Genomic DNA, 24836 nt, shown 5'->3' on the forward strand with positions numbered 1-24836 from the left:
GACGGTCGCTCAGCCCGCTTGCCGTTGCGTATGATGCTCAAGTGCCTGATTCAACCACTCGTTGCTGCACGCCGCGACAGCGCCAATCACCAGAATGGCAGGGCTCTTCAGTTCGAATGTAGCGGCATCCCTCTGCAGGGCGTTCAGCGTGCTACGGCAATCACGCTGCCAGGGCAGTGACGCATTTTCGATCATGGCCACCGGCATTTCGCCTGTCATTCCGCCTGCCAGCAGGTTTTCGCGAATGTCTGCCAGCTTCGCCACGCCCATGTACACCACCAGCGTCGTTCCGCCTTGTGCCAGCGCCTGCCAGTTGAGGCTGCTGTCATCCTGCGTGTGGGCGGTCACGAGGGTCACGCCGCGACTGATCCCGCGCAGGGTCAGCGAGATCCCGCACTGGGTCGCCCCGGCCAGGCCGGCTGTAATACCGTTGACCAGTTCTACCGCAACACCGTGTTCCTGCAGCCACTGTGCTTCTTCGCCGCCGCGCCCGAAGATGCACGGGTCGCCGCCTTTCAGGCGCACCACGCATTTACCCTGACGCACATACCGCAGCATCAGACGATGAATAAACGCTTGCGGTGTCGAGCGGCAACCCCCTCGTTTGCCGACAGCGATCACTCGTGCTTGCGGGCAATGTTCGAGCACGGCGGTATTGACCAGATCGTCGATCAATACCACGTCGGCCTCCCGCAAGGCGCGGACGGCCTTGAGGGTCAGTAATTCCGGGTCACCGGGGCCTGCGCCCACCAGCCATACTTTTGCGCTCATGCTGCATTCCTCATTCGGTCACTGCGACGGCGTTGATCAGTCTTTTTATTTCGGGAACACACGACCCGCACTGGGTCCCGCAGCCCAACTGTTTCTTGAGTTGATTCAGATCCAGGCCACGTGCAATGCCGCTTGTCACCGCGCTCTGGCTGACGTTCATGCAGTTGCACAGGGTTTTGTCACGGCGCTGCGACGTGTCTTTGCCGGGCGGGTTGCTCAACGGCGCCAGCAGCCAGCGCCGTACAGAGTCTTCGATGCGTTCTTCCAGCCAAAGCGTCTGCAGCCAGTGCCGGGCGAGGGTTTCGCCGGCCAGGCGAACGCCGGTGATGCGCTGGTTATCGATCCGGATTCGTTTACCGATGGCGTGGCGTGGATCGTCGTACGCCATGACCGGTCCTGTGTCGAGGCCCAGTACACGGTCTATGTCGTGCAGCAGCGCCGGGTCGGGCGCGGTGCTGCTGGCGGCGTTGACGATCAGTGCTGATCGCTCGCGCCCCGCCAGACTCATGCTCAGGTAGGCAAACCCGTCGCACAGCGGGCGCAGTTGCTCCATACGCTGCTGCACGTTGCCTTCGATCAGGGCGAAGAACTGCCAGGTCAACCGGGTCTTTTCGATTCTCACGCCCGAGTGCTTGAGTTCCGGTTGTTTCGAGACGGGGTCAAACGCCGGTTGGGTGAGGACATTGACGCCACCCTTGAGAAAGCGGTCGCCCCAGTGCATGGGCAGGAACGCCTGACCAGGCAGCAGGCTGTCATCGCAGTTCACCGGCAGCAGCAGTTCGCCGCGGCGGCTGATCAGCTTGACCAGATCGCCGGTTTGCACATCGTGGCGCTGCATGTCCTGAGGGTTGAGGCTCAACACCGCTTCGCTGACGTGGCCGAACAGGCGGGCAGCGGTGCCGGTTCGGCTCATGCCGTGCCAGTGATCGCGCAGCCTGCCGGTATTGAGTGTCAGCGGGTAGTCAGCGTCCCGCAGTTCGCGGGCGGCGATATAAGGCTCGGACAGAAAATGCGCACGGCCTGAGTCCGTGGGAAAAATCCCGTCCGTGTAAAGACGAGGCGTACCGGCGCGGGCACCCCTCGGAAAAGGCCATTGTTGCGGGCCGTCCCGGTCGATCAGCTCACGGTCGATGCCGGACATGTCCAGATCGCGTCCGACCGTCAGGCCCTTGAACTCATCAAACAAAGCCTTGGGCGTGTGGAAGTCGAACAGGGCAGGCGCCTCGGGTTGGAGGCGTTTTTGCAGGCGCTGAGCGAAATCCACCGTGATCGCCCAGTCCGGGCGCGCCTCACCGGGCGCCTGAACCGCTTTGCGCACGTTGGAAATGCGCCGCTCCGAATTGGTCACCGTGCCTTCCTTTTCTCCCCAACTGGCGGCGGGTAGCAGCAGGTCGGCATAACGCGCGGTCTCGGTGGTCTTGAACGCTTCCTGAAGGACGACAAACGGGCAGGTTTCCAGTGCTTGCCTGATACGGTTCTGATCGGGCAGCGATTGCGCGGGGTTGGTGCAGGCGATCCACAGCGCCTTGATGGTGCCGCTTTGCAGTTGCTCGAACAGTTCGATGGCAGACAGGCCGGGGTTGGCGGGCAGGCTGTCGATGCCCCAGTATTCGGCCACTTCCGCGCGATGTTGGGGGTTGGTCGCGTCTCGATGGCCGGGCAGCAGATTGGAAAGACTGCCGGTTTCACGCCCGCCCATCGCGTTCGGCTGCCCGGTCAGCGAGAACGGACCTGCGCCCGGGCGACCGATCTGGCCGGTTGCCAGGTGCAGGTTGATCAACGCGCTGTTCTTGGCGCTGCCGGCGGTGGATTGATTCAGACCCATGCACCATAGCGACAATACGCTTGGTGACTCGCCGATCCAGCGCGCGCACGTCTGTAATAGATCTGGCGCAATGCCGCAGAGGGTGGCTACGTAGTCGGGCGTGTATTCACTGACCCGAGCGGCCAGTGCCTCATAACCCTGTGTGTGCGCGGCGATGAAATCGTGGTCGACCAGGTTGTCGCGCATCAGAACATGCAGCAAGCCGTGAAACAGTGCGACGTCGGTGCCCGGTTGAACCGCCAGATGCAGGTCTGCCAGCTCGCAGGTATCGGTGCGTCGCGGGTCGATGACGATGAGTTTCATGTGCGGTCGGCGGCTTTTTGCTTCTTCGAGGCGTCTGAACAGCACCGGATGCGCATAGGCCATGTTGCTGCCGACGATGACCACGCAGTCGCTCAGCTCGATATCTTCGTAACTGCAGGGTGGTGCGTCGGCCCCCAGGCTGCGTTTGTAACCGGCCACGGCCGATGACATGCACAGCCGCGAATTGCTGTCGATATTGTTGGTGCCGACCAGCGCCCGGGCCAGCTTGTTGAACGCGTAGTAATCTTCGGTGAGCAACTGGCCCGAAATGTAGAAGGCGACGCTGTCCGGGCCGTGCTCGCGAATGCTGTCAGCGAACACGTTGGCGGCATGCTCCAGTGCCGTGTCCCAATCGGTGACGCTGCGCGCGAGCGCTTTGCTCAGGCGCAATTCCGGGTACAACGCACGTGCTTCGATATCGCCTGTCAGGTGCAGGCTTGAGCCTTTGCTGCACAGTTTGCCGAAGTTGGCCGGGTGCGTCGGGTCGCCACTGACGCCGAGGATGTTTTGACCGTCATGCTCGATCAGCACGCCACAGCCGACGCCGCAATAACAGCAGGTGGAGGCGGTAACCTGGGTGGTGTTGATGGCCAGGCTGGTCATGCGCAGGCGGCCTCTTCGGCGGCGGGTTGGCCGAACATCAGGTGATTGCGGATCGCGGCAATGCCCTGACCTTCGCGAATCTGTTGCAGATACCAACTGCCGTCTGCGGTGTCGCCATACAGGCAAGCGCCGACCAGGATGTCATTCTTGATCACCAGTTTTTTGTATACGCCGCTGATGGGGTCCGAAAGGGTGATGCTTTCGGTGCCTTCGCCGCCGAGAAAGTCGCCTGCTGAAAACAGGTCGATGCCGGTGACCTTCAGCTTGGTCGAGGTGACCGAGCCTGGGTAGCGCGCAAAACCCAGTTGCGCGAGGTGGTTGGCGCAGACTCGCGCCTGTTCGAACAGTGGGGCAACCAGGCCATAGGCAATGCCGCGATGGCTGACGCACTCGCCGATCGCGTAGATACGCGGGTCGTAGGTCTGCAGGGTGTCGTTGACCAGAATCCCTCGGTGGCAGGGCAGCCCGGCCTGTTCAGCCAGTTCGGTATTGGGGCGTATGCCCGCGGCCATGACCACCAGATCGGCGTCGATCACATCGCCGTTCTTGAACTGTACGGCCCGCACGCGGCCCTGTTCGTCGCCGAGCAAGGCGTCGGTCTGTTCATTGAGACGAAAGCTCAGGCCGCGCAGCTCCAGCGCGGCTTGCAGCATCAGGCCGCTGGTCTTGTCCAGTTGGCGCTCCAGCAGCGTTTGCCCGTTGTGAATGACCGTGACCTGCATGCCGCGCAGGCTCAGGCCGTTGGCCGCTTCCAGTCCGAGCAGGCCGCCGCCGATGACCACTGCACGCTTGTGGGTGACCGCCGTGTCGATCATCTGCCGGGTATGGCCGATGTCGCGGTAGCCGATGACGCCTTCCAGTGTGTTGCCGGGGATCGGCAAGATGAAGGGCCGCGATCCGGTCGCGATCAGCAGGCGGTCGTAACCGGCTTCGGTGCCGTCTTCGGCGATCACCAGACGTTTGATGCGATCGATCTTTACCACCCGGCGGTTTAGCAATAACCGGATACCGTTGGCTGCGTACCAGTCCAGGTCGTTGAGGACGATGTCTTCGAAGTTCTGCTCGCCGGCCAGTACCGGGGACAGCAGGATTCGGTTGTAGTTGGGGTGTGGCTCGGCGCCGAAGACCGTGATGTCGTAAAGGTCTTCGCTCAGTTTCAGCAACTCTTCGAGTGTGCGCACGCCGGCCATGCCGTTGCCAATCATCACCAGTTTGAGTTTTTTCATTTTGCCTCCGAGTCGCCAGGGCGCGCGCTCGACACCGTGTGCGCAAACAAAAAAAGGCGTCCCGTCAGTTGCCTGACAGGGACGCCTTTGTCCGGTCCCGTTATCTCGGGAAACGCAGCCTTCATCGTTGAGGGCTGCGTGTTATGAATGATCTGAAAAGGACTATGCAGCGCTTGTGCCAACTCGCAAATGCCCGCGTGGCGGGGGATGTTGCAAGCGCTGACGGGCATCTTTGCACTGGGTTGAAGCGCGTCGCACAGAATCAGGGCGGCGTGTGGGTCGAATCACCTGACTCAGTGACGCCCCATGAACCAGACCGCTGCGAGCAGATTAAGCAGCAGTGAAACCAGCGCCAGCGTGCGCCAGACTTTCAGCGGTTCGCGCTCCAGTAATGGCCGTGGACGCGCAACGACCGGACGATGTTCGGCCTGCTCCAGTTCCAGCAGCCATTGTTCGGCGGTTTCGTAGCGTTGATCCGGATCGGGTTGCAGCGCCTTGTCCAGGCCGTGGTTCAGCCATTGCGGCAGATCAGGCCGGTAGCGACTGGCGGGAACGGGCAGGCCGAAGCGCCGATGTTGAAACGCTTCGATCTCGCCATAGGGATAATGACCGGTCAGCAGGTAATACAACGTTACACCAACGGCATACAGGTCCTGTCGCGGGTCTGGCTCGGCGCCATGAAACGCTTCGGGTGCAATGTAGCTGGGGGTGCCGGGCAGGTCGTCGGCGCTGGCGGTCGACAGACCGGGGCAGAAGGCCAGACCGAAATCCAGCAGGCGCAATTCGCCGTCATCACTTGCCAGCAGGTTTTCCGGCTTGATGTCGCGATGAATGATATTGCGCCGGTGCAGCAGGCCAGTGGCTCGCAACAGTCGTGTCGCCAGATCCTGCCATTGCGCCAGCGGCAAAGGGCCACTGGCCGTGAAGACATCGGCCAGCGTACGTCCGGAATACTCGCGCATCACGTAATACAGATGCTGACGCTCGGTAAGCGGGTGAAGCTCGGGAAAGAAGCGCCCGGCTACCCGGCGCAGAAACCACTCTTCAAGCAGCAGACCCTGGCCGGCACCTGCTTCGTCATGCCGGCTGGCGGGCAAGGTTTTCAGCAGCCAGGGCTGACCGTGGGCATCGTGGACCCGATACAGAATCGATTGGCGCGAGTGCGCCACCACGCTGTCGATGCTCCAGCTTTCGAACGCCTGGCCGGGCTTCAGGGCGGGCGGCAGTGGCCATTGTTGCAACTGTAACAACGCGTCGCCCAGATCATCCTCTCCGAGGCTGTCGACCTCGATCAACAGCGCGCTGGCATTGTCCTGACTGCCTGCGAGATGGGCTGCGCTGACCAGGGTTTTCACCGCAGCGTCGAGGTCGTCCTGCTCACCAAGAATAGAGCGAATGCTGGCATCGCCGAGTGTCGCCCAGACACCGTCGCTGACCAGCAACAGCCGCTCGCCTTCACGCAGTTCGCCGTCGAGATAATCCATGACCACGTATTGATCCAGACCCAGCGCGCGCTTGAGCACATGCTGCATGTCAGCCTGCTCCCAGACGTGATCTTCGCTGATGCGCGCAAGCGTCCCGGCGCTCCAGCGATACGCCCGGCAGTCACCGACATGGGCAAGGGTGAAGCGTCGGCCGCGCAGCACCAGCGCGCTGAGGGTGGTCATCAGGCCGTTGGCCAGCAACCAGCGATTCTGTGCCAGCAGCAGGCGATCAAGGGATTGCGCCACGCCCCAGGTCTCCGGTGTGGCGTAGTAGTCCAGCGCCAGCGCTTGCAGCGTGGATTGAGCGGCCAGCGCACCGTCGGCGCACTGGCTGACGCCGTCGGCAAGGGCGAACAGGTAGCCCTTGCTGGCCGCGAGCGCTGCAACCGGCGTGACCAGGCGCAGGGCGTCCTGATTCTCCGCTCGCGGGCCGCTGGCGCTGAACTCGGCAAAACGCAGTTGCAATGTCATCGACGGTTCAGACCCGCGCCGCTGTCACGGCAGCCGAACCCCACGTGGTTCTCCAGCGACGTTTGACGTTCAGCAGGCCGAACCAGGCCACCACTGCCAGACCCGCGAACAGCCACAGCCCCAACTGGTAGTCACCGGTATTCTGTTTGATGGTGCCCAGACCGGCTGCCAGGAGAAAGCCACCAATGCCGCCGGCCATGCCGATCAGGCCGGTCATGACCCCGATTTCCTTGCGGAAGCGCTGCGGCACCAGTTGGAAAACCGCGCCGTTACCGGCCCCCAGCCCCAGCATTGCGGCGACGAAAAGCGCCAGTGCCGCCCATGAACTCGGCAGGTTGAAGCCCACTGCTGCAATGCCGATGGCCGCGACGGCGTACATGACCGTCAAGGTGCGAATCCCGCCAAAGCGGTCCGCCAGTGCGCCACCCAGCGGGCGCATCAGGCTGCCGCCGAATACACAGGCGGCAGTGTAGTAGCCGGCAGTGATCGGGCTCAGCCCGTATTGGTCGTTGAAGTAGCCGGGCAGGGCGCTGGCCAGGCCGATAAAACCGCCGAAGGTCACGCTGTAGAAAAACATGAACCACCAGCTGTCACGGTCGCCCAGTGCCTTGAGGTAGTCCGCCATCGACTTGGGTTTACTGCGTTCCGGTGCATTGCGCGCCATGAGGCTAAACGCAATCAGGGTCAGCACCAGCGGAATAAGGGCCAGGCCGAACACGTTGCCCCAACCGAAGCTGGCCGCCAGTACCGGCGCAATCAACGCAGCCAGCACGGTGCCTGAATTACCTGCACCGGCAATGCCCATCGCCTTGCCTTGATGCTGCGGTGGATACCATTGCGACGCCAACGGCAGCGCAACGGCGAACGACGCCCCCGCCATGCCGAGGAACAGGCCCAGCAACAGCACCTGGCCATACGTATGAATGCCCAGTTGCCAGGCGGCGAGCAGGGCGCCGATGACAATCACCTGGCCGATGATGCCGGCGGTCTTGGGCGACAACTGGTCTGCCAGCAAGCCCATGAAGAAGCGCAGCACGGCGCCGGCCAGAATCGGCGTGGCCACCATCAGGCCGCGTTGTTGAGTCGTCAATTGCAGGTCGGTGGCGATCTGCACCGCCAGCGGGCCAAGCAGGTACCAGACCATGAAACTCAGGTCGAAGTACAGAAAGGCTGCGAACAGGGTCGGTTTATGGCCGGCCTTCCAGAAGCTTGTATCCATGTGTACGCCCCTCATCATCTGCTAGTAGGTCAGTCGGGCATGGCCGCGACACGGTTTGTTCCAGACGTTGCGGTGGAGTGTTCCGGGTCACGGCGACTCCACCAGCCCCTTCGCCGGGGCTAAAACGCAAAAACGTCGCCTCTCTGTCCACAGCAAGGGAAAGAGATAAGCGACGTCTTTGTCGTAAGGGAGGTAGCCGCCGTTGGCCACCGGTGCGATTGCTGTAGCAATCGCCGGGCCAATGCGCGGGAACGCGGTTCAACCGCACGCTGCACACGGGTTTGCGTGATATCAGGACGCGGGTTTGAGCGTGCTACTGACCTTCAAGCGGGCGCCGTCCGGCAAGCGCGCTGCATAAAAGGGCGCGTCACCGAATGACGCCCTTGATCGCGTGCCGACCAGGGGTGGCAGATTTCACAAGGACCGAACCCGGAAGTTCTTATTAATGTTTTATTAAAGTTCAATGTTTTTAATGTTTATTTAACGTGCCGCTTGTTTCACGCTGGCGTGCTGTCACGGTGAGATTATTTCAAGGCCATTGTATGTCGGTTTTAATACCGATGTTCGAGAAACGTGAACAATGTTTAATTCAACAGCGGCGCGTGCAGGGTCGCAGGGCGGTGTGCAAATATTTAATTTACTTCTCGCAGTATCTCTGACAGCATCCGTTCTGCCGCGACTAATGCGGCCTGTCATTAAAGAGTGATCTCGCTCTTCATCAAGGCACTATAAAGTTTCAAATTGCCTGTCCATTTCGATAAGTGCTTACTTCGCAAGAAGTGACCCGGTATTCGCTCTTTTTCCGGCTTCCCGACGCGTTCGATACGGGAAGGCCGACGCCAGATGCACCTCGGCAATGCAGCCTACAGGCCGCGTTGTCTTCCTCTCCGCGCTGCTTTGAAGGGCGCCAATAAAGGACACATCATCATGAGTAACATCAATTACGCACCCACTGTCTGGTCCCGTGCCGACGCGCTGAAGGTCAATGAAAATGACCCGACCACCACGCAGCCACTGGTAAGCCCGGACTTTCCGGTCATGAGCGATACGGTATTCATCTGGGACACCATGCCGCTGCGAGAACTCGACGGCACGGTGGTTTCAGTCAACGGCTGGTCCGTGATCATCACCCTGACGGCCGACCGCCACCCGGACGACCCTCAATACCTGGGCGCCAACGGTCGTTATGACATCAAGCGTGACTGGGAAGACCGTCACGGCCGGGCACGCATGTGCTACTGGTATTCGCGCACCGGCAAGGACTGGATCTTTGGCGGCCGGGTGATGGCCGAAGGCGTGTCGCCGACCACCCGTGAGTGGGCCGGCACGCCGATACTCTTGAATGACAAGGGTGACATCGACCTGTACTACACGTGCGTGACACCCGGTGCGGCCATTGCCAAAGTTCGCGGCCGTATTGTGACGTCAGACAAAGGGGTGGAGTTGAAAGACTTTACCGATGTCAAAACACTGTTTGAAGCCGACGGAAGTTATTATCAGACCGAGGCGCAAAACGCGACCTGGAACTTTCGTGACCCCAGTCCGTTTATTGACCCCAATGATGGCAAGTTGTACATGGTCTTTGAAGGCAATGTGGCGGGTGAGCGTGGATCGCACACAGTAGGGGCTGCCGAACTTGGCCCTGTGCCACCCGGCCATGAAGAAGTGGGCGGTGCCCGATTCCAGGTGGGTTGTATTGGTCTGGCGGTGGCAAAAGACCTCAGCGGCGAAGAATGGGAAATACTGCCGCCGCTGGTGACAGCAGTGGGCGTCAATGATCAGACCGAGCGCCCGCATTATGTATTTCAAGACGGCAAGTATTACTTGTTCACCATCAGCCACAAGTTCACCTATGCCGATGGTGTTACAGGGCCGGATGGCGTCTACGGGTTTGTCGGCGAACACCTGTTCGGTCCGTACCGTCCGATGAATGCTTCGGGCCTGGTGCTCGGCAATCCGCCCGAGCAGCCATTCCAGACGTATTCCCATTGCGTCATGCCGAACGGCCTGGTGACGTCATTCATCGACAGTGTGCCCACCGAAGGCGAGGACTACCGTATCGGCGGGACCGAAGCGCCGACGGTGAGGATCCTTTTGAAAGGGGACCGCTCGTTTGTGCAGGAGGCGTATGACTACGGTTACATCCCTGCGATGAAGGATGTCACGCTGAGCTGACAGCGCAGCGCTATCGCCCGCAAGAACGCCTGCCTGTGCAGGCGTTCTTGCGTGTTTACCCCAGCAATTCGTTCATCGCGATGATTTGCTCGGCAACCTGAATCAACTTTTGCTGACGACTCATTGCCTGACGACGCATCAGCGTGTACGCCTCTTCCTCGTTGCAATCCTTCATTTTCATCAGCATGCCCTTGGCCAGCTCGATACGCTTGCGCTCTGCCAGTTGCTGATCCCTGGCATGCAGTTGCGCACGCAACGCCTGATCGCTCTCGAAACGGGCCATCGCCACATCGAGGATGGGTTGCAGCCGTTGGGCCTGAATACCCTCGACAATATAGGCGCTCACTCCGGATTTGATCGCCTGGCGCATCACCCCTGGATCGTGTTCGTCCGTGAACATCACAATCGGGCGCGGCTGGTCACGGCTGACCAGCACGACTTGTTCCATCACATCGCGGCCGGGCGATTCGGTGTCGATCAGGATAACGTCCGGGCGCACGGCTTCGACCCGCGCGGGCAGGTCGATGATCAGGCCGGACTCGTCGATCACTTCGAATCCGGCTTCGATCAATGCGGATCTGAGGCGGCCGACTTTTTTGGCAGTGTCGTTGATAAGCAGAATACGCAGCATGGTCACGTTCTCCTTCAACGACTGGCAACAGCGGGCGCGGTATCGGCCAGCGAGTGGAGTGTGAAGCTGCGTGCGTAACCCGCCGGATCGCTGCCATCCCAGACCTTGCCGTCGATCAGCGCGCTGCTGCGCAGGGTGGCTGCGGGAGCCTCGATGCCCAGAGCGCGGGCGGCCTGACGGTACAGGTCCAGTTGCTGAACCCGGGTCGCGACGGCCAGGTAGTCCGGGTCTTCGCGCAATAGCCCCCAGCGTCGGAACTGGGTCATGAACCACATGCCATCGGACAACCACGGATAATTGACCTGTCCCTGATCATGGAAACTAACGGCGTGAGGGTCCTGCCAGTGGTTGCCGAGGCCGTCGCTGTACTGGCCGAGCAGGCGCGGCTCGATGCAGTCCGGCGAGGTGTCCAGGTAGTCCGCGCCGCTGAGCAGTTGTGCGGTACTGCGCCGGTTATGATCGCTTTGCTCGATGAAACGGCTGGCTTCCAGCACGGCCATGATCAGCGCTCTGGCCGTGTTGGGGTTCTGCTCGACGAACTCGCGGGTGCAGCCCAGCACTTTGCCGGGGTGATCCGGCCAGATCGCCTGGCTGGTGGCGACGGTGAAGCCCAGTTGCTGATGCACGGCACTGGCGCCCCAAGGCTCGCCGACACAAAAGCCGTCGATGCGCCCGGCCTGCAGGTGCTGCGCCATCTGAGTGGGGGGCACCACGACGCTGTTGACGTCATCGAGCGGATGGATGCCCTGGCTGGCGAGCCAGTAATAGAGCCACATGGCATGGTTGCCGGTCGGAAAGGTCTGAGCGAACGTCAGTCGTGACCCGCTTTGGTGCGCGCGTTTGTTCAGCGCCTCGGGAGTGATCACGCCGGCCTGCTGCAATTCGCGGGACAGGTTGATGCACTGGCCGTTCTGGTTGAGGCCCATCAGGATGGCCATGTCAGTCGCCGGGCCGCCGCTGATGCCCAGTTCCACGGCGTATATCAGGCCATAAAGGCTGTGCGCCGCCTGGAGCTGCCCGCTGACCAGCCTGTCGCGCAACCCGGACCATGATGTCTGGCATTTCAGGTTCAGGCTCAACCCGTAAGGCTGGGCAAAGCCCTGCGTCGCGGCGACCACCAGTGGGGCGCAGTCGGTCAGCGCCATGAAACCTACGTCCAGGCTGTTCATTTCCGGGGCGTCGCTGCCGCCTACCCAGTCCAGGGCGTTGCCGGTTCGTTCAGTCATGCCGCGTACTTCATAAATATTCATCCAGAAAAAAGGCGTCGTTCTGCCCGATGCCAAGGCAAAGGGCGGAAGCGACGCCGTTGTCCATGCACCCTTCCGTCGTTGGAATGAATGCCGATAAGGGTATCCAAGCAAGGCATATGCCATCGTCGGCGGACGGGAAGTGTATCGTGCGCTCGCCTGAGCCGCCCGCACGCGTCTATAATCGCCACCCTGAATTCAGCTGCTTACGAGCCTATCCCGCCATGTATAACCTGGCCCGCCAGTTACTGTTCAAACTTTCCCCGGAAACCTCCCACGACCTGTCGCTGGACCTGATCGGTGCCGGCGGACGGCTGGGCCTCAACGGCCTGCTGAGCAAGTCACCGGCCAGGCTGCCGGTCAGTGTCATGGGCCTGGAGTTTCCCAACCCGGTAGGGCTGGCGGCCGGCCTGGACAAGAACGGCGCAGCCATCGACGGTTTTGCACAATTGGGTTTCGGCTTTGTCGAGATCGGCACCGTGACGCCGCGTCCGCAGCCGGGCAACCCCAAGCCGCGAGTTTTTCGCCTGCCGCATGCCGAGGCCATCATCAACCGCATGGGCTTCAACAACCTCGGTGTCGACAACCTGGTGTCCAGGGTCAAGGCGGCCAGGTACAACGGCATTCTGGGTATCAACATCGGCAAGAACTTCGACACGCCGGTCGAGCGTGCAGTGGATGATTACCTGATCTGCCTGGACAAGGTTTACGCCCACGCCAGCTATGTCACCATCAACATCAGTTCACCCAACACAGCGGGTCTGCGCAGCCTGCAATTCGGTGACTCGCTCAAGCAGTTGCTTCAGGCCTTGAGCCTGCGCCAGCACGAACTTGCCCGGCTTCACGGCAAGCGTGTGCCGCTGGCGATCAAGATCGCCCCGGACATGACCGATGAAGAAACCGTGCTGGTCGCCGCAGCGCTGATCGAGTCGGGAATGGACGCGGTGATTGCCACCAATACCACCCTCAGTCGCAAGGGCGTGGAAGGCCTGCCGCACGGAGACGAAGCGGGCGGCCTGTCGGGGGCGCCGGTGCTGGAAAAAAGCACGCATATCGTCAAGGTACTGGCCGGTGAGCTGGCGGGCCGCCTGCCGATCATTGCCGCAGGCGGTATTACCGAGGGCAGGCATGCCGCGGAAAAAATCGCAGCGGGTGCCAGTCTGGTGCAGATCTACTCCGGTTTCATCTACAAAGGCCCGGCGCTGATTCGTCAATCGGTGGACGCCATTGCGGCCATGCCAGGCAAGACAGGCTGATTCGCAGGTGAAAAAAAGGGGCTCTTCGAAAGAGCCCCTGGGCGTTGGCCCGCCGCCCGGGTCGGGCGTGCATGGTACAGGTGTGAATCAATCAGTCATGTGTGCAGCCCGATAGAGGCCTGACAGTCTTCGTATCGCCTCATCCGACTGCGTGAAGTTCGTTGAGTCTGTGGATGCCCGCAGTGCCGGTCATACCGTCCCAGTTGTCGCCGCGTCCTTCGCGCCAGCCATTGATCCATGCCTGGCGTACTGACGGTAGAGTAAATGGGCAAAGCTCACGGGATTTACCATGAACGCCGTATTGATATCCGCGTAAAAATGCTCTTTCCAACGGATCACGCTTAAGTCTTCTCATAGGGTAATGCCCTCGTCTGTTGACTGTAATATCCCTGAGACCCCGTGGTGAGGTCGGGCAGAGTCTTCTGCCGTTGGTGCCCGCTGCCGGCGTCGCGGGCCTTTACGTCATAACCGTTGCGGAGATGACCTGTGGTGATTTCTAACCAAACAGCAGGTCGGTGTGAATGATCGTTTTGTCATAAGCACGTCACATTCAGGTCTATCGAGCAATAAGCAGCCACGGGCCGCTCGCGTGTTTTTCGCTTCAGCCCTTTCGGGTCGGGGGCTTTAGAGCGAATTGAGATCGCTTATCAGGTGCAGATAGTGGCGCTATGCCTTGCCTGCTCAGGCGACGAAGGGTCGCCAATTCGTCGTGAAAATGTGACTTTTCACATCGGTCTTTTCGGGGGCGCTTTCTTATTGCCGACATCGTTCGCCCTGATATCTGTTCTAATACGCGCGCAACTGCCGCAATGACATGAAAGGATCATGCGGTGGACCGGCACACACAACGTGCCACGCAGGCGTTCTCCACGAAAGACGCCTGTTCAAATCTGGCAGGGCAATGCGTTGCCCGCCGCTGACGGCTCAGGCCCTGGAAGACACATGTCGGATCGCTACGAACTTTTCCTTACTTGCCCCAAAGGCCTCGAAGGTCTGCTTGCCGAGGAAGCCACCGCGCTGGGTCTGCAAGAGACCCGCGAACACACGTCGGCCATTCGCGGCTCCGCCGACATGGAGACTGCCTACAGGCTGTGTCTCTGGTCGCGTCTGGCCAACCGCGTGCTGCTGGTGCTCAAGCGCTTTCCGATGAAGGACGCCGAAGACCTCTACCACGGTGTACTGGATGTCGAGTGGCATGACCATCTAGAGTCGGACGGCACCATCGCGGTGGAATTCAGCGGTCATGGCTCGGGCATCGACAACACCCACTTTGGTGCATTGAAGGTCAAGGACGCGATCGTCGACAAATTGCGCACGCCCGACGGCGAGCGTCCGTCGGTGGACAAGATCAACCCGGACCTGCGCGTTCACCTGCGCCTGGATCGCGGCGAAGCCATTCTGTCGCTCGACCTTTCCGGCCACAGCCTGCACCAGCGCGGCTACCGCCTGCAGCAGGGTGCTGCGCCACTCAAGGAAAACCTGGCTGCGGCCATTCTGATCAGGGCCGGCTGGCCGCGCATTGCTGCCGAAGGCGGCGCGCTGGCTGACCCGATGTGCGGTGTGGGCACCTTTCTGGTCGAGGCCGGCATGATTGCCGCCGACATCGCCCCCAACATCAAACGCGAGCGCTGGGGTTTCTCCGCCTGGCTCGGCCACGTCCCTGCACTGTGGCGCAAGCTTCACGACGAAGCGCTGGCGCGCGCAGAAGCCGGTCTGGCCAAAACACCGTCGTGGATTCGCGGTTACGAAGCCGATCCGCGTCTGATCCAGCCTGGCCGCAACAACATCGAACGTGCCGGCCTGAGTGAGTGGATCAAGGTCTATCAGGGCGAAGTCGCGACTTTCGAGCCGCGTCCGGATCAGAACCAGAAAGGCCTGGTGATCTGCAACCCTCCGTACGGCGAGCGTCTGGGGGACGAAGCCAGCCTGTTGTACCTCTACCAGAACCTGGGCGAGCGTCTGCGTCAGGCATGCCTCAACTGGGAAGCGGCGGTCTTCACCGGCGCGCCAGACCTGGGCAAGCGCATGGGCATTCGCAGCCACAAACAGTATTCGTTCTGGAACGGCGCCTTGCCGTGCAAGTTGTTGCTGATCAAGGTCACGCCTGACCAGTTCGTGACGGGCGAGCGTCGCACCCCAGAGCAACGTCAGGTCGAGCGTGAGAACCCGGTTGAAGTCGAGGTTGTCGAACGCAAGCTCAACAAGAACGGCAACCCGATCAAACCGGAACCGGTGGTGGTCGAACAGGCGCGCCTGAGCGAAGGCGGGCAGATGTTCGCCAATCGCCTGCAAAAAAATCTCAAGCTGATGGGCAAATGGGTCCGTCGCGAGGGGATTGATTGCTACCGTGTGTATGACGCTGACATGCCCGAGTATTCGCTGGCCATCGACCTGTATCACGACTGGGTGCATGTTCAGGAATACGCTGCGCCCAAGACGATTGATCCGGAAAAGGCGTCGGCCCGGCTGTTCGACGCGCTGGCGGCCATTCCGCAGGCGCTGAACATCGACAAGAGCCGCGTGGTGATCAAGCGTCGCGAGCGTCAGAGCGGCACCAAGCAGTACGAGCGTCAGAGTGCTCAGGGGCAGTTTCTGGAAGTCAGCGAAGGCGGCGTCAAGCTGTTGGTCAACCTGACTGATTATCTGGACACCGGCCTGTTTCTCGATCATCGCCCGATACGCATGCGTATTCAGCGTGAAGCCGCGGGCAAGCGCTTCCTCAACCTGTTTGCCTACACCGCAACGGCCAGCGTTCACGCCGCCAAGGGCGGTGCGCGCAGCACCACCAGCGTCGATCTGTCACGCACCTACCTGGACTGGGCTCGCCGCAACCTGTCGCTCAACGGTTTTTCCGACAAGAACCGTCTGGAACAGGGCGATGTGATGGCCTGGCTGCAGGCCAATCGGGACGAGTACGACCTGATCTTCATCGACCCGCCGACCTTTTCCAACTCCAAGCGCATGGAAGGCATTTTCGACGTGCAACGTGATCAGGTCGAGCTGATCGATCTGGCAATGGCACGTCTCGCACCCGGCGGCGTGCTGTATTTCTCCAATAACTTCCGCAAGTTCGTACTCGATGAAAATCTCGCCCAGCGCTACTCGGTCGAAGACATCACCGCGCAGACGATTGACCCGGACTTTGCCCGCAACGGCAAGATTCACCGCGCCTGGAAGATAATGGCGCGCGCCTGATCATGAAACGAAGGGCGTTGAACTGATTTGTAGCTTCTTTGCACAGGTTTGTTCATCGTCCACTAGGCAAACTACTGGCGAGTAGCTATAAAAGAACTCATAGCCAGCCTGACGCTTCAGTTCGTTGGCGTCATGAGTTTCTGTCTATGACAGTAAAACGTTTCAGGCTCAGGGTTCTGAGTTTCATCAGTGGTCAGCTCTCGCCGTGGCTTGTAGCGGCTCTGGCTTTTCTGGTCGGTATCGCACTTACCGTTATGCTGGCGTTGGCGGACAACGAGTTGTACCAGCGCCAGCTGCGTCAGCGCTTCGACATGCTCGCCGCCGAGCGCTTCAGCCGTCTTCAGGAGCGCCTTGACCGGCAAGTCACGCGGCTGGACACCCTCGGCCGCTTCTTTGTTTTCTCCCATCAGGTCGAACAGTCTGAATTCGACGGTTTCGTTGCGCCGTTGCTGCTCGGGACCCAGGCCTATGCCTGGAACCCCAAAGTGACCCAGGCCGAGCGGGCCGCTTTTGAAGCGCAGGCACGCCAGGATGGCCTGAATGATTACGCCATACGCGAGATGGGTGAAAACGGCACGCTGAAGATCGCGGGCGTGCGGAATGAGTATTTTCCGGTGCGCTTCATCCAGACCCTCGGCAAGGCGCCACCGCCGCTGGGCCTAGATATCTACTCTGAACAGGTACGCTATGCAGCGCTGGAGCGTGCCCGCCTGCTCAAGCATATCGTCGCCACACCGCGCATTCGTCTGCTGGCCCTCGACCCTTCCGACACCTACGGCATCTTGCTGGTGGCACCGGTTTTTTCGACGTCTCAGTCGTCCCCCGAGTTGAAAGGCTATGTCACTGCGATCATCAGTCTGGCGCAGTTGATGAGCGTGGGCACCGTGGAACAGGACAACCTGTCGGTGACCATGATTGACCTCACGTCGCCGGCCAAGGCGGAGCAGGTGTATCAGTCGCCGGTGGCCGCAATACACAATCAACTGTACGCCAGCAGCCTGCTGAGCCTGGGTGACAGGGATTACCTGGTCGAGGTGCGGCCGACGCAGATTTTCAGCCTGAGCAATCAGATCATGATGCCGGGACGGGTGATGTGGCTCGGAGGGCTGCTGAGTCTGATGCTCAGCGCCTTGCTGTACAGCCTGATCAGCCAGCGTCAACGGGCCTTGCAGCGAGTGGCCCAGCGTACTCGCGAGCTGCGTCAACGCGAACTGCAGTTGAGGGCCGCCCACGGGCAGTTGCGTAACGTACTCGACGCGGCGACCGAAGTGGCCATCATCGCGACCGACCTGGACGGCCTGATCAAGACGTTCAACGTTGGCGCGCAGAAGATGCTGGGTTATGCCCAAGAGGACGTGCTGGGCAAGTTCCGGCTCATGGACCTCTATCAGTCCACTGTGCTGGAGGCCCGCGCGAGCACCCTGAGCAAGGAAATGGGGCGGCCGATCAGCGCCTCTCAGTTGATGTTTCTCGATGCCGTGCAGGAAGGCAGTCACCCGTCTCAGGAGTGGACCCTGCAGCGCAGTGACGGCAGCACGCTGGTCGTGGACATGCTAGTCACCGCCGTACGCGACGATCAGGGGCTGTGGACGGGGTACCTGGCCGTGTGCATCGATGTCACTGAACACAAGCGCGTCAACGAAGCCTTGGCCGAGCAGGGCGAGTTGTTGAAAAAGCTGGGTTCTCAAGTGCCCGGCGGCATTTATCAGTACCACTTGGGCGTCGATGGCAGCGCTCACTTCAGGTATGCCAGCGCGGGCATGGGCGAACTGTTCGAAGTCGATGAAACCCAGCTGCTGGAGGACTCTGACGCGGTTCTGCGACGTATCCACCCAACCGACCTGACGCGGGTCAAAAGCTCCATCCTCGAGAGCGCCAGGCACCTGACCGCGTGGAGCGAAGAATATCGGGTCGAGCTGCCAAGTAAGGGCCAGCGCTGGCTGCGCGCGGCCTCGACACCGGAGCGGCTGGCTGATGGCAGTGTGCTGTGGCACGGTTTTGTGTCAGACATCACTGACCTCAAACGGGTCGAGCAGGAGTTGCGCGCGCTCTCGGTCACCGACGTACTGACCGGTGCCTACAACCGGCGTTACTTTCAGGACCGGATGCAGTCTGAGTTGAAGAGGATCGACCGCCACGGCGGTCATCTGTCGATCATCATGCTCGACATCGACCACTTCAAGCGCATCAATGACCGCTTCGGGCATGCCGTAGGCGATCAGGTGCTCAAGGCCATCTCGGAAAAGATCAGTCAACGCCTGCGCAGTGACGACGTGTTCTGTCGTCTGGGTGGCGAGGAATTCATGGTCGTGTGCCCGGGCACCCGAGGCACGCAGGCTTATCAGTTGGCCATGAGTCTGCGCGAGGAGTTGCGCAAGCAGGTGATCGAAGGCGTGGATCATGTTGTCACGGCCAGTTTCGGGATTGCCAGCTGGCGGGCAGGCGAGGGGATCGACGCGATGTTGTTGCGTGCCGACTCGGGTGTCTATGCCGCCAAGCAGGCTGGTCGGGATCGGGTGGAACCGGAGCAGTTCTGATTCGATGCGGCGGTCCTGTGCGCTGACTTGAAACACAAAGGCCCGCTGTGAGAGCGGGCCTTTGTGTTTTCTGTGGGTCTGTTACTGCTGAATCGAGACCGTTGTGTTGGCCAGCTTGGGCTGGCGATACAGGTCAATCAGTACTTCATCCAGGATCGATGAAGCGCCGAAAGGACGCGGATCATTGAGGATCGCCACGACCGCCCAGGTGTTGCCGTTGCTGTCGCGACTGAAACCGGCAATGGCCCGAACGGTGTTCAGGGTGCCCGTCTTTATATGCGCTTCGCCCAGCAAAGGCGTGCGCTTGAGGCGCTTGCGCATGGTGCCGTCAAGCCCGGCCAGCGGCATTGAACTCATGAACTCGGCCGCATACGGACTGCGCCAGGCGGCTTGCAGGATAATCGCCATTTCACGGGCACTGACACGCTCCGCACGGGAAAGCCCCGAGCCGTTTTCCATCACCAGATGCGGCGCGGTGATGCCTTTTTTCGCCAGCCACTGACGAATCACGCGTTGTGCGGCCTTGCCGTCGTCACCGTCCGCCTCGTTGCGAAACTCTTCCCCCAGGCTGAGAAACAGTTGCTGGGCCATGGTGTTGTTACTGAATTTGTTGATGTCGCGGATCACTTCCACCAGGTCCGGCGAAAAGGCCTTGGCCAGCAGCTTGGTGTTGGCAGGCACAACGCCGACCCGGTCCTTGCCCTGAATGGTGCCGCCCAGTTCCTGCCAGATCGCCCGCACTGCGCCTGCCGCGTAAGCCGGGTGGTCCAGCAACGAGAGGTAGGTCTGGGAGTTGCAGCCGTTGCCCAACTGGCCGGTCACGGTCACGTTTACGCTGCCGTCAGGCTGAGTCACCGGGTTGTAGCGAACGTCTCCGGTGCATTGCTTCGAAGCAATAGCCTTGACCTGGTTGTCGATGTGGATGGTCGCGATGGGCGGCTCTACGGAAACCAGAACCTTGCCGTCATCATTGCGCGTCACAAAGCGCAAGGCCTTGAGGTTGACCATCAACGCGTCCGGCTTGACCAGAAACGGTTTGTTGGTGTCATTGCCGTCATCGTTGAAGACTGGCAATTGCGGCTGCACGAAGTGGCTGCGGTCCAGGACCAGGTCGCCGGTCACCTGCTGCACCCCGTTGGCGCGCAGGTCACGCATCAGCAACCAGAGCTTTTCCATGTTCAGCTTGGGATCGCCGCCGCCCTTGAGGTACAGATTGCCGCGCAGCACGCCGTTGCTCAGGGTGCCGTCGGTGAAGAATTCGGTTTTCCACTGGTGCGTCGGGCCGAGTATTTCCAGCGCGGCATAGGTGGTGATCAGTTTCATGGTGGACGCCGGGTTCACCGACACATCGGCGTTGAATACGGTCGGTGTCCCGGGGCCGTTGAGCGGCAGCATGACCAGCGAGAGCGCATCATCGTTGAGTTTGCTGGCTTTCAGAGCCTGTTGAACCTTGGGGGGCAGCGTGGTGTTGACGACGGCAGCGTGGGCGGGCAGAGCCAGTGGCAATAGGAGGGAAACGAGCAACAAGGGACGTAGCGACTTGATCATTGACTAAAACCCTACTGCAGAGAGGCAAATAAAAAAGAGGGCATGGATGAATTCCCCCGGTAACTGTTCGAAAACTCGGTAACTATAGTAGTGAATTCGCAGCGGTTTTTTGTAACACATAAAGCGGTGGTGCGAACGAGCGGCATTATGCCCCAAGCAGAGCCGGCTTGTGACGGGGGGTTGACGCGGAATCGCTATTTTTTATCAAGCGCACACCTGAGTGTCGGCACGCCATGTCCGATGTGCTGACAGCAATTGTCGGGCTTTTAAAACGCCAAGCTGTTAGAGTGCCGCCCGATATTTATTGATGAGGATTGTCCCATGGCCACTAACCGCTCCCGCCGTCTGCGCAAAAAACTGTGTGTAGACGAGTTCCAGGAATTGGGTTTCGAACTGAACCTGGACTTCAAGGAAGGGCTGGATGACAACGCTATCGATGCGTTCCTGGATGCTTTCCTGAAAGAAGCAATGGAAGCCAACGGTTTGGGTTATGTGGGCGGCGACGACTTCGGTCTGGTTTGCCTGAGCAAACGTGGTTCGGTCAGCGAAGAGCAGCGTGCTGCTGTTGAAGCTTGGCTCAAAGGCCGCAGCGAACTGACAGAAGCCACTGTCAGCCCGCTGATCGACGTCTGGTACCCGGAAAAAGAAATCAATCCGGCCGCTTGATGTTACAGGGAAGCAGGCCAGCGCCTGCTTCCCTTGCTGTTCCCGCCTCGGTAGTTCCTCCTATTGTTACATCGTCTCGTCAGGCAGTTTTTGCCTGCTGCATAAGCAGTGCGTCTTCAAGTTCGATCATCGCCAGCTCGACGTCCTTCTGGCCTCGATGGAACTGCTCGTCTGTCATGTCAGCCTCACAAGCCTTTTCCAGCTCGTCACACGCTTCGACCACCCGAGAGGCACTGATGATGCGCGCTGCGCCCTTGATCCTGTGGGCCAGGTCGCGGGTTTGCGCGCGATTGCCTTCCAGTATCAGCCGGGCAAGCGTCAGCCGATCCTCGTGGTTGCTCTGCAGCAGTTGCGCGATCAGGCGCTCAACCCGCTCCGGTTGATGGCCGGTCAGGTTGCTGACGCTGTCCAGGCTGAAGGGCAATGGCGTGCGCGCCAGTGGAGCAATTGCAGTCAGTCGCTCGCTGAGCATCGAGAGGCTGATGGGCTTGAACAGGCAATCGTCCATGCCCGCAGCACGGCAACGCTCGATCTCATCCTGCTGGGCATTGGCCGTGAAGCCCCACACCGGGCAGCGCGGCTGGTCTGCCGTGCGTTCCTGGGCGCGGATTGCGGACGCCATGTCATAGCCGTTCATGATCGGCATGTTGCAGTCGGCGACCACCAGATCAAAGCTGTCCGCCTTCCATTGCGCAAGCCCTTGCGCACCGTCTTCAGCGACTTCGCAGTGATGGCCGAGAAACCCCAACTGCTGACACAGCAGCATTCGGTTGGCGGGATGGTCGTCGACCACAAGGATTCTGAGGGCGTGCCGGGCCGAGGTCGATGGCTGTAGTGCCTCTGACTGATGGCTCAGCGGCTCAAGTGTCGTCAGCACCAGGTCCATGCTGATTCGGGTGCCCTGGCCGCGCTCGCTGTCGAGCTGAAGGCTGCCACCCATCATCATGCACAGGCTGCGGCAGATCACCAGCCCCAGCCCGGCGCCGGTCCTCGCCATCTGCCCGGTGTTGTCCACCTGGGCGAACGGTTCGAACAGCCGCTGCTGGTCTTCGGCGCTGATGCCGATGCCGCTGTCCTGAACCGTGACATGCAGGTGCAGCTGTTGCGGGTCGGCCGAGTCGCCGGCTTGCAGGCTGATCTTTACCTGCCCGTACTGAGTGAACTTGATCGCGTTGCTGACCAGATTGGAGAGTATCTGCTTGAAACGCAGCGGGTCGATCAACACGTCGGTGTTGATTCGGCTGTCCAGCGCGAGCACCAGACTGAGGTCTTTCTGGCGGGCCAGGCCGTCGAAAACCCTGACCACCGATTCCACCAGCTGGCGCAGGTTTGCCCGTTCCGGGTTGAGGGCCAGACGGCCGGATTCGATGCGTGCAATGTCAAGAATGTCGCCGATCAGGTCCAGCAGGTCGTTGGCCGAGCTGTAGGCGACTTCAATGGCGGAGCGGTCAAGTTCCCCCTGGTCGGCGCGTTTGAGTGTCAGTTCGAGCATGCCGATCACCGCGTTCATCGGCGTGCGGATTTCATGGCTCATGGTCGCCAGAAAGGTACTTTTGGCACGACTGGCAGCGTCTGCCTGTTCCTTGGCGCTTTGCAGTTCCTCGATCAACTGGCGACGCTCGCTGATGTCGATCCAGCCCCCGATGATGCCCTGTACTTCACCCAGGGAGTCACGGAACGGCAGTATCCAGTGATAGATGGTCAGTTGCCGTTCGCCGATACGCAAGGGACGGTCAAGGATCATGGCGGTGTTGCTGGCCATGACTTGCTCATAGTCCGCGGCGTACTCGCTGGCCTCGGACGCGTTGCCCGGCACGCCCTCGGTGACGCTCTTGCCGATGACATCCTCACGTCTGGCCGAGAACGCCCGCAGGTAGCTGTCGTTGCAGATGCGCAGAAGCCCTTCGCGGTCGCGGACGTAGATCGGGTGAGGCGTACCGTTCACCAGCGCGCTCATGAACTCGAACTGGTCACCCAGTGCCCGCTCGGCGGCTTCGCGTTCGCGTATCTGCCGTCGCATCCAGGCATTCCAGGCCAGCAGGCCCAGCAGCAGAAGACTCGCGCCGATCAGGATCTGGTAGATCAGGCGCTGGTAATCGTGCCAGTTGGCGCTTGAGGGGGTGTAAGCGCGCCATCGATTGTTGATCGCCGCCAGGTCCTGCGGGGCGATGCTTGCCAGTGCCTTGTCGAGAATCGAGCTCAGCTCGATGGCATTGCGTGAGGTTGCCATCGAAATCAGTGCCGGGTCCTCGCCGAGGGTGGCGGTCATCTGCAAGCGCTCTTCAAAGATGCCCGAAGACAGAAAGTAATTTGCACTCAGCAGCGAGATAACCGCGCCTTCCGCTCTGCCCAGCGCGAGCATGTCCAGTGCCTGGAACGGGTTGTCGATCTCCAGCGGGACGACTTTCGGGTATGAGTTCCGTAGCCAGCCCAGCATCGGACTGCCCTGTGTGATCGCCAGGCGTTTGCCGTCCATCTGCTCCAGATGGCCGGGTGATCCCGGATCCTTGCGCGTGACCAGCACGAACGAGTTGTCGACGTAAGGCCGGCTGAAACTCAGGCGATCTTCCCGTTCATCGCTGGAGACCAGCGCGCCGATCATGTCCGCCTTGCCCTCGGTGACCTGATTCTGCATATCGGTCAGGCTCGGCGAACGTTTGACGTCGAACTTGAGCCCGGTACGCAAACGCACCAGTTCCAGCAAATCAGCCGTAATGCCCCGAAAGTTGCCTTTGGCATCGAAGAAAGTCAGAGGGGCGTACGCTTCGTTGACCACCACACGGACGGTAGGATGCTGGGCGATCCAGCGTTCCTCGCGTTGCGTCAGTTGCAGTTTCTGGTCGGTCAGCATCAGGTCACTGCCGGTGTTCCAGCGTCTGGAAATGTCGATGCGCTCATCGACGGGAATGGCCTTCAGGGTCTGGTTGATGATGCCCAGCAGTTGGGTGTTCTCGTAGCGGACGGCGAAGCTGAAGCCATTGGCCTCGTGCTTGCCGAAGTTCGACATCTGGACATTGTTCAGGTAGCCCTTGTTGATGATGTATTGAGTGGACACGGTATCGCCCAGAAAGACATCGGCCTGGTTGAAGGCCACGGCATTGATGGCGTTCTGGAACGAGGGATAGAGCTTGAGAATCGCGCCCGGGTAGGTCGCTTCGACCTCCGCCGCCGGCAGGTAGTGATAGACCATGCTCAGGCGCATGCCTTGCAGGCCTTCGTTCAAAGGGCGCGTTTCTCCGACCCGGGTGACCAGCACGGGCTGGTCCACCGAATAGGGCTGTGACAGCCTGATGTTGCGCTCAACGGCTTCGAAGCCATTGGCGGTGCCCAGCAGATCGACCTGGCCTGTCACCAGTGCCCTGATCGCGGCGTCACGGCTCGCGAAGCGCTGGACACGAACGGGGAGGTCCAGCGCATCCGAAATGATGCCAGCGTAATCAGCCGTGATGCCTTCGTAATCGTTGCCTGAAATGGTGATATCGAAAGGCGGGTAATCGGGGCTCGAGGTGCCGAGAATGAGTTCGCGCCGACCGCGTACCCACTGCCATTGGCTGCTGTCCAGCTTCACGTCCATGTGCGCCGGGCTTGAACGACCGAGCAGGGTGTAGTGATCGGCCATGTCAGGGCTGGCCTGAGCCACCCAGCCCATGCATAGGCCCGTGGCCAGCAGTAATAAGTG

14 protein-coding genes and 1 pseudogene are annotated in these 24836 nt (G+C 60.7%); 5 read left to right on the plus strand and 10 right to left on the minus strand.

All coding sequences use genetic code 11. From position 1 onward, the window contains the following. Nucleotides 1-9: 9 nt before the first annotated feature. The 5 genes and pseudogenes from cobA to BW686_RS12125 all read right to left on the minus strand — a co-directional run bounded on the left by cobA (nt 10) and on the right by BW686_RS12125 (nt 7902). The gene (gene cobA, locus BW686_RS12100; protein WP_084916993.1) at nt 10-771 is read right to left on the minus strand and encodes a uroporphyrinogen-III C-methyltransferase; all 762 of its coding nucleotides are present in this window, start codon (nt 769-771) and stop codon (nt 10-12) included. Between the two features lie 10 nt (nt 772-781). Beyond that, complete coding sequence (locus BW686_RS12105; protein ID WP_084916995.1) at nt 782-3502, minus strand: nitrate reductase; 2721 nt, start codon at nt 3500-3502, stop codon at nt 782-784. 20 nt (nt 3503-3522) lie between these two features. Beyond that, nucleotides 3523-4728, minus strand: a pseudogene (locus tag BW686_RS12110) (NAD(P)/FAD-dependent oxidoreductase); the annotation flags it as partial. A gap of 293 nt (nt 4729-5021) precedes the next feature. Continuing rightward, complete coding sequence (locus tag BW686_RS12120; RefSeq protein WP_084917001.1) at nt 5022-6683, minus strand: bifunctional protein-serine/threonine kinase/phosphatase; 1662 nt, start codon at nt 6681-6683, stop codon at nt 5022-5024. Between the two features lie 7 nt (nt 6684-6690). After that, entirely contained in the window at nt 6691-7902 is a 1212-nt protein-coding gene (locus tag BW686_RS12125) for a nitrate/nitrite transporter (RefSeq protein WP_084917003.1), read from the minus strand. A 927-nt stretch (nt 7903-8829) separates the two neighbouring features. Between BW686_RS12125 and BW686_RS12130 the strand changes: the two genes are divergently transcribed. Further along, entirely contained in the window at nt 8830-10077 is a 1248-nt protein-coding gene (locus tag BW686_RS12130) for a glycoside hydrolase family 68 protein (RefSeq protein WP_084917005.1), read from the plus strand. A gap of 55 nt (nt 10078-10132) precedes the next feature. On the opposite strand, the gene BW686_RS12135 is transcribed toward BW686_RS12130, so the two are convergent. Further along, nucleotides 10133-10708 carry an ANTAR domain-containing response regulator gene (locus BW686_RS12135; RefSeq protein WP_084917007.1) on the minus strand — a complete coding sequence of 192 codons (576 nt, stop codon included), beginning with the start codon at nt 10706-10708 and terminating at the stop codon, nt 10133-10135. Between the two features lie 14 nt (nt 10709-10722). After that, nucleotides 10723-11934, minus strand: coding sequence for a CmpA/NrtA family ABC transporter substrate-binding protein (locus BW686_RS12140; RefSeq protein ID WP_084917159.1), 1212 nt, complete (start codon nt 11932-11934; stop codon nt 10723-10725). 245 nt (nt 11935-12179) lie between these two features. Here BW686_RS12140 and BW686_RS12145 point away from each other — a divergent pair, with 245 nt between their 5' ends. After that, the gene (locus tag BW686_RS12145) at nt 12180-13211 is read left to right on the plus strand and encodes a quinone-dependent dihydroorotate dehydrogenase (RefSeq protein WP_084917009.1); all 1032 of its coding nucleotides are present in this window, start codon (nt 12180-12182) and stop codon (nt 13209-13211) included. 139 nt (nt 13212-13350) lie between these two features. Here the strand turns inward: BW686_RS12145 and rmf are convergent, their stop codons facing one another. Continuing rightward, nucleotides 13351-13566, minus strand: coding sequence for a ribosome modulation factor (gene rmf / locus BW686_RS12150; protein ID WP_002553055.1), 216 nt, complete (start codon nt 13564-13566; stop codon nt 13351-13353). 587 nt (nt 13567-14153) lie between these two features. Here rmf and rlmKL point away from each other — a divergent pair. Together rlmKL and BW686_RS12160 are read left to right on the plus strand one after the other, a co-directional pair. Further along, nucleotides 14154-16406, plus strand: coding sequence for a bifunctional 23S rRNA (guanine(2069)-N(7))-methyltransferase RlmK/23S rRNA (guanine(2445)-N(2))-methyltransferase RlmL (gene rlmKL / locus BW686_RS12155; RefSeq protein ID WP_084917012.1), 2253 nt, complete (start codon nt 14154-14156; stop codon nt 16404-16406). Between the two features lie 146 nt (nt 16407-16552). After that, nucleotides 16553-18943 (plus strand): sensor domain-containing diguanylate cyclase, encoded by a 2391-nt coding sequence (locus BW686_RS12160; RefSeq protein WP_084917014.1) that lies wholly within the window; start codon nt 16553-16555, stop codon nt 18941-18943. Nucleotides 18944-19024: 81 nt separating this feature from the next. Here the strand turns inward: BW686_RS12160 and dacB are convergent, their stop codons facing one another. Continuing rightward, nucleotides 19025-20491, minus strand: coding sequence for a D-alanyl-D-alanine carboxypeptidase/D-alanyl-D-alanine endopeptidase (gene dacB / locus BW686_RS12165; RefSeq protein WP_084917017.1), 1467 nt, complete (start codon nt 20489-20491; stop codon nt 19025-19027). A 321-nt stretch (nt 20492-20812) separates the two neighbouring features. Here dacB and BW686_RS12170 point away from each other — a divergent pair, with 321 nt between their 5' ends. Further along, nucleotides 20813-21157: a YggL family protein gene (locus BW686_RS12170; RefSeq protein WP_084917019.1), complete on the plus strand. Its 345-nt coding sequence runs from the start codon at nt 20813-20815 to the stop codon at nt 21155-21157. Between the two features lie 79 nt (nt 21158-21236). On the opposite strand, the gene BW686_RS12175 is transcribed toward BW686_RS12170, so the two are convergent. After that, nucleotides 21237-24806 (minus strand): transporter substrate-binding domain-containing protein, encoded by a 3570-nt coding sequence (locus BW686_RS12175; protein ID WP_373271015.1) that lies wholly within the window; start codon nt 24804-24806, stop codon nt 21237-21239. Nucleotides 24807-24836 lie beyond the last annotated feature (30 nt).

The organism is Pseudomonas syringae, from assembly GCF_002157375.1.
Lineage (GTDB): Bacteria > Pseudomonadota > Gammaproteobacteria > Pseudomonadales > Pseudomonadaceae > Aquipseudomonas > Aquipseudomonas syringae_T.